Raw genomic sequence first — 12,390 nt, 5'->3', positions numbered from 1 at the left:
GTGTGGGGCGGCGCGGGGTGTGGGGCCGCGCGGGGTGTGGGGCCGGGTACGGGCCGGAGGCAGGGCCGCCGCCCGCCCCCTCCCCCGCCCGCCTGCGCCGGGCGGGCCGGGCCCTCTCCCGCTCGCCCTCCGTGCCGGGTTCGTCCTCCCGGGCCCCCTCAGCCCGTCAGGACACCACGTCCTTTCGCGCGAAGCCCCGGAAGGCAAGGGCGAAGAGGATCAGGGCGTAGGTCAGTGAGATCGCCGCTCCCTTCGCCGCGCCGTGCCAGGCGAGGTCGGGGGTGAGGAGGTCGGTCCAGGCGAACTGCCAGTGGGCGGGGAGGAAGTCGCGCCAGTGGCCGAGGGCGGTGACGGCGTCCAGGACGTTGCCGATGATCGTGAGGCCGACCGCGCCGCCGACCGCGCCGAGTGGGGCGTCCGTGCGGGTCGAGAGCCAGAAGGCCAGGGCCGCCGTGACGAGTTGGGAGACGAAGAGGTAGGCGACGGCCAGCGCGAGGCGCGGTACGGCCGCCCCGGCGGAAACGGAGTCGCCCGTGGGCAGTTCGAGCGGGCCCCAGCCGTAGAGCGCCGTGCCGAGGAGGAGCCCGACGAGCGGCAGCAGGATCATCGCCGCGAGCGAGCAGGCCAGGGCGACGACGAGTTTGCTCGCGAGGAGGCGGTGGCGGGCCACGGGGGCGGCGAGGAGGTAGCGGAGCGTCGACCAGTTCGCCTCGGCCGCCACCGTGTCGCCGCAGAAGAGCGCGACCGGCACGACGAGCAGGAAGCCCGCCGAGACGAAGAGGCACACCGCCGCGAAGTCGGCCCCCGAGCGCGTCGCCGCGTCCATGAGGGTGCCGCGCTGCCCGTTCGGGCCGTCCCCGCCGGGCGTCCCGCCCACGGCGAAGGCCACGGCGAGCACGAACGGCAGCAGGAACAGCACCGCCCCCATCACCGCCGTCCGCCGCCGCGTCAACTGCCGCCGCAGCTCCACCCGGACGGGCAAGGTCCGTCCGGGCCGGTACCCCTCCGCACGTGGCGAGGCGGGGGCGGCTTCGGCCCCGCTGCCGGGCAGGGGCGGAGGCCAGCTACTACCGAGGTGCGTCACGCGGAACCTCCGGTCGGGCCGGGCACGGGAGCGGGAACGGGCCAGGGCTGTGGACGGGGAGCGGGGTCGGGATCGGGGGCAGCGGGGAGCCCGGGGGGACGGTTGCCGACGGGCAGCGGTGTGCGGCGGTCGCCGCGCCCGGCGCCGGCATGGGGGCCGGGCGGTCCGCGGAAGCCGCCTCGGCGCACCGCTGCCGGCGTACGCGGCGCCCGTGCCGTCCGGGCGGCACTCGGCGTGCCCGGACGGGGAGCGCGGGCCGACCCGCGCGACGCGCCCACGAGGTGTGGCGGTGTCCTCGTCACGACGGGCCCCCGATCAGGTGGAGGAAGGCGTCTTCCAGGCGGCGTTGCGGGGTCACTGTCGTGATGGGGAGGTCCAGAGCGAGGAGGGGGCCGAGGAGTTCCGTCGTCGTTGTTCCTTCCTTCAGGTGGAGGAGCAGGGTGCGGTCGTCGTCGCGGGTCAGCTCGGCCACTCCCGGAAGCGCCGCCGCCTTGGCGAGGAGCGCGTCGGGGACCGGCTGGGCCAGGCCGATCGTCACCGCGCCCGTGCCTCCGGTGATCTCCTCGACCGGGCCCGCCGTGACGAGGCGGCCCCGGTCCATCACCACCAGGTGGGTGCAGGACTGTTCGACCTCCGAGAGGAGGTGGCTGGAGACGACGACCGTGCGGCCCGAGGCCGCGTACGCGATCATCACCTCGCGCATCTCGCGGATCTGTGGCGGGTCCAGGCCGTTGGTCGGTTCGTCGAGCAGGAGGAGGTCGGGGAGGCCGAGCATCGCCTGCGCGAGCGCGAGGCGCTGGCGCATCCCTTGCGAGTAGGTGCGGACCGGGCGGTCGAGCGCTTCGCCCAGGCCCGCGATCGTCAGGGCCTCCTCGGTGTGCGCGTCCGCCTCGGGGCGGCCCGTCGCCTTCCAGTACAGGTCGAGGTTGCGGCGACCGCTGAGGTGGGGCAGGAAGCCCGGGCCCTCCACGAAGGCGCCCACCCGGGACAGGACCGGCACGCCGGGGCGGATCGCGTGGCCGAAGACGCGGATCTCCCCCTCGTCCGGGGTCACGAGACCGAGCAGCGTGCGCAGCGTCGTCGTCTTGCCCGCCCCGTTGGGGCCGAGCAGGCCGAGGACCTGGCCGCGGCCCACGGTGAAGGAGAGGTCCCGTACCGCCCAGCGGTCCGTGGAGCGCGCGTACTTCTTGCCCAGGCCCGTGATGCGCAGCGGTACGTCCGCGAGGTCCGGGTCGGGCGGGGGCGTCGCGTCCGCGCGGCGGCGGATCAGGAGGAGCAGCAGCGCCAGGACCGCTCCGGCGGCAGGAAGCGCCCATACCCAGACGGGGAGCGGCGCCCGACTGCCGGCGGCCTGCGGGAGGCTCGGAACGGTCAGCGCACCGGCCGGGGCGACGGAGTACGTGGCGGGGGCCGCCGGGGAGGCGTAGCCGAGGTCGGTCGCGGAGAGGACAAGGCGCAGGCGGTGCCCCTGGGGGACCCGGTGGTCGACGGCGGGGAGCGTCACGGAGACCGTACGGCCCTCGCGCGCGCCCGTCACCCGTACCGGGGTGACCAGTTGGGCGGGCAGCACCTGCTTCTTGCCGTCCGCGCTCACGTCGTAGACCTTCGCGAAGAGGACCGCCGTGCCGGTCGACGAGCGCACGTGGACCTGGACGGTGGGACTGCCCGTGACGCGGACGGACCGGGCGAGCGGCTTCGTGTCGAAGCGGGCGAACTGGCCGGGGAAATCGACCGCGAAGCCCTGGCCCGTGCGTTCCGCGAGCCGGGCGAGGCCGTCGCCGAGGCCGGGGACGGCCGAGAGCGAGGGCGGTGAGCCGCCGGGCGGGTTGGCGAAGACCTGGCGGTGGCGGGGCAGGGCGTAGCGGTGTTCCGTGTAGCGGACGCGGGACCCGTCGCGGCCCGCCGGGGCGGGCTCGCGGTCCGAGGCCGCCGTACGGCCGGGGACGCCGCCGGTCAGCCCCGGGTACGCGGAGAGATCCGCGCCGGTCAGGGGGGCGTTGTCGTCGGTGGCGCCCACGGGGCCGGCGCGTGAGATGCGGAAGGCCGGGCCGGTGTCCACCGCGCTGTCCTTCTTCAGGTAGCGGTCGAACCACGTCGTGATGCGGCGGGTCAGGCGGGGGACCTCCATGTCACCGCCGTCGTGGCCGCCCGCGATCCAGTCGACCGAGACGGGGGCGCCGTTGGCGCGGATGTGCCGGGCCGTCTCGTCGGCCTGCGAGAGCGGGAAGAGCGAGTCGGACTGGCCCTGGATCACGAGGGCCGGCACCTTGACGCGGTCGCCCACGGCGGCGGGGCTGCGGTCGTGGAGGAGCTTGGTCGCCGCCGCGTCCGGGGCGCCGTGCTCGGCCACCCTGCGGTACATCGCGCACAGTTCGGGCGTGAAACGGCCGCAGCCGACGCCCACTCCCGCCACGCGCGAGCCGAGGTCCGCGCTGCCGGAGGTGAAGAAGATCCCGGCCCACAGCTTCTTGAAGACGCCGTCGGGGAAGAGCGCCTGGGAGAGGTCCCAGTACGTGATCTCCGGGGCGATCGCGTCGATACGGGGATCGTGCCCCGCCGCGAGCAGGGAGATCGCGCCGCCGTACGAGGCGCCTGTCGCGCCGACGCGGGGATCGCCCTTCTTGTCGAGCAGGACTTCGGGGCGGCGCGCGAGCCAGTCGACGAGGCGGGAGACGTCCTTGACCTCGTGGTCCGGGTCGTTGAGGCCGATCTCGCCGCCGGAGCGGCCGAAGCCGCGCGCGGACCAGGTGAGGACGGCGTAGCCCTGGCGCGCGTAGGAGGCGGCCTGGGAGCGCAGTTCGGTCTTGCTGCCGCCGAAGCCGTGGGCGAGGAGGACGGCGGGGCGCTTCTTGCTCGGATCGCCCGCCGTGAAGTAGCTCGTGTCGATGCGGGTGCCGTCCGGCATACGGCGGAAGGCGTCCGTACGGTGGACGCCGCCGCTCTCCGCACGGTGGACGCCGCCGCTCTCCGTACCGTCGCCCCCGCCGCCCGAGGCGGCGGACGCCGGGGGCGTGAGACCCGGCAGCAGCGTGCTCGCGAGGAGCAGCAGGGCCGTCGCGAGGACGGCGGCGAGACGGAACGGGGAGCGCTCCGCGAGACGGAACGGAGAACGCGCCGCGAGACGGTACGGGGAGCGCGCCGCGGCCCGTCCGGCGCCCGGTCCCCGTGGAAGGCCGCCGGACCGCCGTGACGTGCGTCGCGATGACGTGCGGAGATCCATGCCCCACACCGTACGGGCTTCCGCGAGGCGGGCCGCGAAAGTTATCCACAGGGGCGGGCGATCGTCGTACGAGATGCGCGGCGCACCGCTGAGAGATCGTTTCTGCACGCCCTCCCGTACCCGGAGGAAAGGGCTCCACACAGCGAGCCGACCGCCTCACCCGGCACCCTTCGGGCCGCGCGACCCCGGTCACCTCACCCGTTGCTCGGGAACCCGAGGTCCACTCCCGTCGCCGCCTCCGAGGGGTCCGGCCACCGCGTCGTGACGACCTTGCCGCGTGTGTAGAAGTGGACTCCGTCGTTGCCGTACATGTGGTGGTCGCCGAAGAGGGAGTCCTTCCAGCCGCCGAAGGAGTGGTAGCCGACCGGGACCGGGATCGGGACGTTGACGCCGACCATGCCGGCCTCGACCTCCAGCTGGAAGCGGCGGGCCGCGCCGCCGTCGCGGGTGAAGATCGCGGTGCCGTTGCCGAAGGGCGAGGCGTTGATGAGGGCAAGGCCCTCCTCGTACGTCTCGGCGCGCAGCACGCACAGGACCGGGCCGAAGATCTCGTCGCGGTAGGCGTCGGCCCCGACCGGGACGCGGTCGAGGAGGGAGAGGCCGATCCAGTGGCCCTCCTCGTAGCCCTTCACCGTGAAGTCCGTGCCGTCGAGGACCACTTCGCAGCCCTGTGCCGCCGCGCCCCGCACGTACGAGGCGACCTTGTCGCGGTGCGCCTTCGTGATGAGCGGGCCCATCTCGGACGCCGGGTCCTCGCCGGGGCCGATGACGATTTTCGCGGCGCGTTCCTTGATGCGCTCCACGAGCGCGTCGCCCGTCGCGCCGACGGCGACCACCGCCGAGACGGCCATGCAGCGCTCGCCCGCCGAGCCGTAGGCGGCCGAGACGGCGGCGTCCGCCGCCGCGTCGAGGTCCGCGTCGGGCAGGACGAGCATGTGGTTCTTGGCGCCGCCGAGAGCCTGCACGCGCTTGCCGTTGGCGCTCGCCGTCGCGTGGATGTGGCGCGCGATCGGTGTGGAGCCGACGAAGGAGACCGCCGCGACGTCCGGGTGCGCGAGCAGGCGGTCGACGGCGGCCTTGTCGCCGTGCACGACGTTCAGGACGCCCTCAGGGAGCCCGGCCTCGGCGAAGAGTTCCGCGAGGCGCACGGCGGCCGACGGGTCCTTCTCGGAGGGCTTGAGGACGAAGGTGTTGCCGCACGCGAGGGCGATCGGGAACATCCACAGCGGCACCATGGCCGGGAAGTTGAACGGCGTGATGCCCGCGACGACGCCGAGCGGCTGCCGGATCGCCGCGACGTCGACGCGGTGCGAGACCTGCGTGGACAGTTCGCCCTTGAGCTGGGTCGTGATGCCGCAGGCCAGGTCGACGATCTCCAGGCCGCGCGCGACCTCGCCGAGCGCGTCGTCGTGGACCTTGCCGTGCTCGGCGGTGATGAGGCGCGCGATCTCCTCGCGGTGCGCGTCGAGCAGCGCGCGGTAGCGGAAGAGGATGCCCGTGCGCCGCGCGAGCGAGGACGTGCCCCACGTCGCGTACGCGGTGCGCGCGGCAGCGACGGCCGCGTCGACGTCGGCGGCCGAGGCGAAGTCGACGCGCGTGGTGACGGCCCCGGTCGCGGGGTCGGTGACCGGCCCGCTCTCGCCCGATGTGCCCTCGACGCTCTTGCCGCCGATCCAGTGGTGGACGGTCTTCATTGCGGTCACCCTTCTACGCGTACGCGGTCGGTCCGTGGCCGTACCCGGGGGACGCTCCCCGGCCCGGGGCCCCCGCACACCCGCACGCCACCCGCCACGTACGCGAACCAGCCATGTACGGCGGGCCAGGCCCCGCACGGACCGCCCCCCGCAAGAACCGCCGCCCCGTAGGAACGCCCCGTAAGAACGGACCGCCCCGCGAGGACCGCTACAGGTGCCTGCGCCGCTCGGCGCTGTGCCGCTCGTACTCCTTGCGGGCCCGCACGGTGGAGGGGTGGGTCGTCGTCTCGGCCACGGGCACATCCCACCACGCCTGGGCAGGGGGCGCGCCGGACACTGTGTCGGTCGTTTCGGTCTCGACGTAGACACATGTGGGGCGGTCCGCCTCGCGGGCCTCGGCGAGTGCCTCGCGCACCTCGCGGACCGTACGGGCCCGCAGCACGCGCAGCCCGAGGCTCGCGGCGTTCGCGGCGAGGTCGACGGGCAGCGGGGCGCCGTTGTAGGCGCCGTCGGCGGTGCGGTAGCGGTACGCGGTCGCGAAGCCGTCGGCGCCGACCGCGCGCGAGAGGCCGCCGATCGACGCGTAGCCGTGGTTCTGGAGGATCACGAGCGTGAGCGGCAGGTTCTCCTGCACCGCCGTGACGAGTTCGCCGGGGAGCATGAGGTACGTGCCGTCGCCGACGAGCGCCCACACGGGCACCCCTGGCTGCGCGAGGCACACGCCGAGCGCGGCGGGGATCTCGTATCCCATGCAGGAGTACCCGTACTCGACGTGGTACTGGAGCGGGCCGCGCGTACGCCAGAGCTTGTGCAGGTCGCCGGGGAGGGAACCGGCCGCGTTGATGACCACGTCCTCGTCCCCGACTACCGCCTGCAACGCGCCGACGACGTGCGCCTGGTTGGGGCGCACGAGGTCGGCGACGCCGTCCTCCGGCTGCGTGTAGCCCTCGACGCGTTCCTCCCACAGCGCCTTGTCGAGCGTGTACTGCGCGATCTCGGCCTCGTCGACCCGCCAGCCCTCAAGGCGCTCCGTGAGCGCTTCGAGCCCCGCGCGCGCGTCGGCGACGAGCGGGATCGCGCCCTGCTTGTGGCCGTCGAACGACGTGATGTTGAGGTTGACGAAGCGCACCCCGTCGCCGCCCGTGCGCGCGCCGCCCTCGAAGAGCGTCGCGGACGCGGTCGTGAAGTCGCTCCAGCGGGTGCCGACGCCGAGGACGAGGTCGGCGGCGCGGGCGAGTTCGTCGGCCGTCGCGGTGCCCGTGTGGCCGATGCCGCCGACGTCGGCGGGGTGGTCGTGGCGCAGGGCGCCCTTGCCCGCCTGGGTGGAGGCGACGGGGATGCCGGTCGCGTCGGCGAGCGCGCGCAGCGCGTCCTCGGCCGCGCTGTAGCGGACGCCGCCGCCCGCGACGAGCAGGGGCCGGCGCGCGGCGCGGATCGCCGCCACCGCCTCGTCGAGCGCGGCGGGGTCCGGCGGGGGCCTGCGGATGTGCCACGTGCGCTCGGCGAGGAACTCCTCGGGCCAGTCGTACGCCTCCGCCTGGACGTCCTGCGGCAGGGCGAGCGTCACCGCGCCGGTCTCGGCCGGGTCGGTGAGGACGCGGAGCGCCTCCAGGGCGGCCGGGATCAGGGCCTCGGGGCGGTGGACGCGGGCGAAGTACCGGGAGACGGGCCTGAGCGCGTCGTTGACCGTGACGTCGGCCGAGACCGGGTGTTCGAGCTGCTGGAGCACCGGGTCGGCGGGGTGTGTCGCGAAGTAGTCGCCCGGAAGGAGGAGGACGGGCAGGCGGTTGACGGTCGCGAGCGCGGCGCCCGTGACGAGGTTGGTCGCGCCGGGGCCGATCGACGTCGTGACGGCGTGCGTCGCGAGGCGCCTGCGGTGGCGGGCGAAGCCGCTCGCGGCGTGCACCATCGCCTGCTCGTTGCGGCCCTGGTGGAAGGGCATCGCGTACGGGCCGTCCACCGCGCCGTACTCGACGACCGCCTGCCCGAACCCGGCCACGTTCCCGTGCCCGAAGATGCCCCACAGCCCCTGCACGAAGCGTTGCCGCTCCCCGTCGCGCTCGGTGTACTGGCGGCTGAGGAAGACGAGGAGGGCCTGCGCGACGGTGAGGCGGCGGGTCTTCTGGGGCGGTTGCGGGGGGAGCGGGGGTTCGGGGGCGGGCACGGGTCCCTGCTCGTCGCTCATGCGCGCTCCTCGGCGGAGGTCAGGGGCAGGCGGGGGTCCTGCGCGAGTCCGGCCCACGCGTCCCGCACGCCCTCGTGCGCCGGGTGGTCCGTGATCAGCCACTCGCGCGCGGGGCCGGGTCCCGCCATGACGTTGAGGTAGTACAGGTGGTGCTCGGGCGGCGCGACCGAGGGGCCGTGCCAGCCGTCGGGGATGAGCACCGCGTCCCCCGCGCGCACCTCGGCGAAGACCTCGGTGCCGCCCGCGCGCGAGGCGCTGACGCGCTGGAGGCCGTAGGCGTCGCCGGGGCCGTGCGGGTCCGACAGCTCGAAGTAGTAGATCTCCTCCAGCTCGCTCTCGCGCCCGGGGACCGCCTCGTCGTGCTTGTGCGGCGGGTACGAGGACCAGTTGCCCGCCGGGGTCAGGACTTCGACGACCATGAGCCGGTCGCACGCGAACCCCCCGGCGGGCGCGAGGTTGTTGACCTGCCGTCCGGCCCGCCCGGCCCCGCGCAGCTCGACGGGTACCTCCGGCGCGGGGCCGTAGCGGGCGGGGAGTCTGCGCCCGCAGGTCGCTCCTGCCAAAGCGAAACGGCCTCCCGCGCCGGAGGAGATCTCGGCGCGCGCGTCCCTCGGGAGGTACGCGAAGTCACTGACCGCGCCGAAGACGGAGGATCGCCCGCGCAGCGCGAACTCCTCCCCGTCCACGCGCACCGTACCGCCGCCCGCGAGCGGGACGACCAGCCATTCGTACTCCCCCGTGACCAGCACGTGCCGCGCCCCGGGCGGCAACTCGATCACGCGGAGCGCCGTGTGCCGCAGCAGAGGGGTGCGGGCGGGCGAGACGTCGAGGGCGAAAGGGATCGTCACGGCCGTGCCCGCGCGGACGTGGGGCGAGGTGAGGAGGGGGCGCGGCGGGGGCGGGGGTACGCGTGCGTCCTCGCCGGAACGCCGGGGTGTCCCGGTACGGCTGTCACTGCCATCCATCGCGCTCGCTCCCTCTCACCACCGCGTCGGCCGTCCCGCTGCTTCCACTCTGCTCCCCTACCCCGTGGCGCGCATCGGTGAGCGGTGCGGACGGGGCGTCACCCTGTGCGGGACGTCACCCGGTACGGGGCCTCACCCGGTACAGGGCCCTCACTCGGCACAGCCCGATACCCGACGCCGAGCGGCACACGACACCGGACGGGCGGCGACACCGAGCGGCACGCGAGGCCCCGGTACGGGCGTCACCCGGCGCGGACCGCGCGGGCCCGTCCTCTCACCCCGCCGCCGCGAGCGCCTCCCTGACCTCGTACGGGAACGGCATCGCCGTCGAGCACTCCAGGCGGCCCGCCACGATCGCCCCCGCCGCGTTCGCGAAGCGGATCGTCTCGGCGAGCGGGCGGCCCGCGAGCAGCCCCTCGCACAGCGCCCCGCCGAAGGCGTCGCCCGCGCCGAGCCCGTTGACGACCTCCACGGGGAGCGGCGCGACCTCGACGATCGTGCCGTCGCGGTGGGCGGCGAGCACCCCGTCCGGGCCCTGCTTCACGACCGCGAGCGTGACGCCCGCTTCGAGCAGCGCGTCCGCGCAGGCGCGCGGCGTCCTCGCGCCCGTCGCGACCTCGCACTCCGTCAGGTTCCCGACCGCGACGCTCGCGTGCCGCAGCGCCCGCGCGTAGGCGGGGCGGGCCTCGGCGCGGCTCTCCCAGAACACCGGCCGCCAGTCGAGGTCGAAGACGGTGAGCGCGCCGGGCGCCGCCGCGTGCCGCTCGGCGAGCGCCCCGAGCGTCGCCGCACGGCTCGGCTCGGCGCACAGCCCCGTCCCCGTCGTCCAGAAGACCCGCGCGCCCCTGATCGCCTCGCCGTCCAGCTCGTCCGCGCGGATCTCCAGGTCGGGGGCTTTGGGGCGGCGGTAGAAGAGGAGCGGGAAGTCGTCGGGCGGGTGCAGTTCGCAGAAGGTGACGGGGGTGGGGAGCCCGGGGACCTCCCGGACGTACGAGGTCTCCACGCCGAGGGCGCGCAGTTCCTCGCGTACGAAGGTCCCGAAGGGGTCCGCGCCGGTGCGGGTGATGACGGCGGCCCGCAGTCCGAGCCGGGCGGCGGCGACGGCCACGTTGGTCGCCGAGCCGCCGAGGAACTTCCCGAACCGCTCGACGCGCGCGAGCGGCACGCCCGATTCGAGGGGGTAGAGGTCGACGCCCGTACGGCCGATGGTGAGGACGTCGAGGGGCGGGGGCGGCCCGGCGGGGGCGCCGTGCGAGGCCGGGCCCGCCGGGGACCCGGACGGGGGCTCGTACGGATGCTGTCCTTTGGCCATGCGCGCCTCCGGCGGTACGGGATCTCAGCCTGGAAGCCGCCCCGACCCCTGTCAACACGGCCTCCGCCCCTCTCCTGGCCGGTCCTCGCTGGTTGACACCCTGTCCCGCCTTCCTGATCGTGGAGTGATGTCCCCGGTCCCGCAGCCCCCGGTGTCCCCGCTGTCCCGTATCCGTGTCGGTTCCGCGCCCGACTCCTGGGGGGTCTGGTTCCCCGACGACCCCCTCCAGGTGCCCTGGCCGCGTTTCCTCGACGAGGTGGCGCGGGCCGGGTACGAGTGGATCGAGCTGGGTCCGTACGGGTACCTGCCCACCGATCCGCGCCGGCTCGCGGCGGAGACCGCGCGGCGCGGCCTGAAGGTCTCGGCCGGGACGGTCTTCACCGGGCTGCACCGGGGGCCCGCCGTGTGGGAGGACACGTGGCGTCAGGTCGCGCGCGTCGCCTCGCTCGCGCGGGCGAGCGGCGCGGAACACCTCGTCGTGATCCCGGCCTTCTGGCGCGACGACAAGACGGGCGAGGTCCTGGAGGACCGGGAGCTGACGGCGGCGCAGTGGCACGACCTGGCGCGGCAGACGGAGCGGCTCGCGCACGAGGTACGGGAGCGGTACGGGCTCCGGGTCGTCGTCCACCCGCACGCGGACACCCACGTCGCGGGCGAGGCCGACGTGGCACGGCTCCTCGACGCGACCGACCCCGACCTCGTCTCGCTGTGCCTGGACACGGGGCACTACGCGTACTGCGGCGGCGACAGCGTCAAGCTCATCGAGACGTACGGGGACCGCCTCGGCTACCTGCACCTCAAGCAGGTCGACCCGGCCGTGCTCGCGCGGGTGCGGGCGGAGGACCTGCCCTTCGGTCCCGCCGTCGCACGCGGCGTCATGTGCGAGCCGCCGACCGGGGTTCCGGCGCTCGAACCGGTGCTCGCCGCCGCGCAGGGCCTCGGCGTGGACCTCTTCGCGATCGTCGAGCAGGACATGTACCCGTGCCCGCCGGAGCGCCCGCTCCCCGTCGCCGCGCGCACGCGGTCCTTCCTGCGCTCCTGCGGGGCCTGAGCCGTGCGGGCCGACGCGGCGGCGCTCCCCCACCCCCGCCTGCGCCCGGGTGTCCTGCGCTACCACGGGTACCGGCTGACCGTGGCGCGCCCGCGCCTCGAAGTCCCGGTGGGCGCGGTGACGCTGGTGCTCGGTTTCGGGGCGCCGGTACGGGTCAGCGGGCCCGGTCAGGAGACGACGACACTCGTCTCGCTGATCGGCGGGCTCACGACGCTGCCCGCCGTGGGCGAGCACCTGGGGGCGGGCGCCGGGATCGAGATCCTGGTGACGCCGTGGGTGGCGTTCCGGCTGCTAGGGGTCGAGCAGCACACGCTGGCGCGGCGCTGCACGGACCCGGGCGCGCTGCCCGGCGGGGAGCGGTGGCTGCGGCTCGCCGAGGCGCTGGAGGAGTTGCCGCACTGGCGGGCGCGGTTCGCGCTGCTCGACCGGACCCTCTCGGCGTGGCTGGACGCGGGCCCCGCGTGGTCGCCCCGGGTCGAGTACGCGTGGCGGTTCCTGGAGCGGAGCGGGGGCGGGGTGCCGGTGCGGCGGCTCGCGGCGGAGGTGGGGTGGAGCGAGCGGCAGGTGCAGAGCCGCTTCCGCGAGCAGGTCGGGCTGACGCCGAAGGAGGCGGCGCGGGTCGTACGACTCCAGCGCGCGGTGCGGCTGCTGACCTCCGGGCTGAGCCAGGCGGAGACGGCGGCGCGGTGCGGCTTCTACGACCAGGCCCATCTGAGCGGGGAGTTCCACGCGATGACGGGCCGGACCCCGGGGGCCTTCACGGCGGCGCGGGCGGCGGTGGCCTCGCCGGGGGCGGACGACCGGCTGGGCGGGGCGGTGACGAGTCTGCTGCTGTGACGGGGCGGCTCCGTCGGAGGCGTGGGGCCTTCGCGGCGCGGG

Annotated in this window: 8 protein-coding genes; 2 read left to right on the top strand and 6 right to left on the bottom strand. The window is 75.1% G+C overall.

The window, feature by feature from the left end:
* Positions 1-166 precede the first annotated feature (166 nt).
* The 6 genes from IF99_RS0125665 to iolC form a co-directional block, all read right to left on the bottom strand.
* Positions 167-928, bottom strand: coding sequence for an ABC transporter permease subunit (locus tag IF99_RS0125665; RefSeq protein WP_234340851.1), 762 nt, complete (start codon positions 926-928; stop codon positions 167-169).
* Positions 929-1,382: 454 nt separating this feature from the next.
* Positions 1,383-4,304: an alpha/beta fold hydrolase gene (locus tag IF99_RS0125660; protein WP_234340850.1), complete on the bottom strand. Its 2,922-nt coding sequence runs from the start codon at positions 4,302-4,304 to the stop codon at positions 1,383-1,385.
* Positions 4,305-4,498: 194 nt separating this feature from the next.
* Complete coding sequence (locus IF99_RS0125655) at positions 4,499-5,998, bottom strand: CoA-acylating methylmalonate-semialdehyde dehydrogenase (protein ID WP_030999838.1); 1,500 nt, start codon at positions 5,996-5,998, stop codon at positions 4,499-4,501.
* Between the two features lie 208 nt (positions 5,999-6,206).
* Complete coding sequence (gene iolD / locus IF99_RS0125650; protein ID WP_030999836.1) at positions 6,207-8,183, bottom strand: 3D-(3,5/4)-trihydroxycyclohexane-1,2-dione acylhydrolase (decyclizing); 1,977 nt, start codon at positions 8,181-8,183, stop codon at positions 6,207-6,209.
* Positions 8,180-9,148: a 5-deoxy-glucuronate isomerase gene (iolB, locus tag IF99_RS0125645; protein ID WP_030999834.1), complete on the bottom strand. Its 969-nt coding sequence runs from the start codon at positions 9,146-9,148 to the stop codon at positions 8,180-8,182. The genes iolD and iolB overlap by 4 nt, the downstream gene beginning before the upstream one ends.
* Positions 9,149-9,422: 274 nt before the next feature.
* Positions 9,423-10,460 (bottom strand): 5-dehydro-2-deoxygluconokinase, encoded by a 1,038-nt coding sequence (gene iolC / locus IF99_RS0125640; protein WP_030999832.1) that lies wholly within the window; start codon positions 10,458-10,460, stop codon positions 9,423-9,425.
* 127 nt (positions 10,461-10,587) lie between these two features.
* Between iolC and IF99_RS0125635 the strand changes: the two genes are divergently transcribed.
* Together IF99_RS0125635 and IF99_RS0125630 are read left to right on the top strand one after the other, a co-directional pair.
* Entirely contained in the window at positions 10,588-11,511 is a 924-nt protein-coding gene (locus IF99_RS0125635) for a sugar phosphate isomerase/epimerase family protein (RefSeq protein WP_030999830.1), read from the top strand.
* A gap of 3 nt (positions 11,512-11,514) precedes the next feature.
* A complete protein-coding gene (locus tag IF99_RS0125630; protein WP_030999828.1) occupies positions 11,515-12,348 on the top strand; it encodes a helix-turn-helix domain-containing protein in 834 nt (277 codons plus the stop codon).
* Positions 12,349-12,390 lie beyond the last annotated feature (42 nt).

It is taken from the genome of Streptomyces sp. NRRL F-5630, assembly GCF_000719475.1.
In the GTDB taxonomy this organism is placed as follows: domain Bacteria; phylum Actinomycetota; class Actinomycetes; order Streptomycetales; family Streptomycetaceae; genus Streptomyces.
This window is presented reverse-complemented; position numbering and strand designations above follow the sequence as displayed.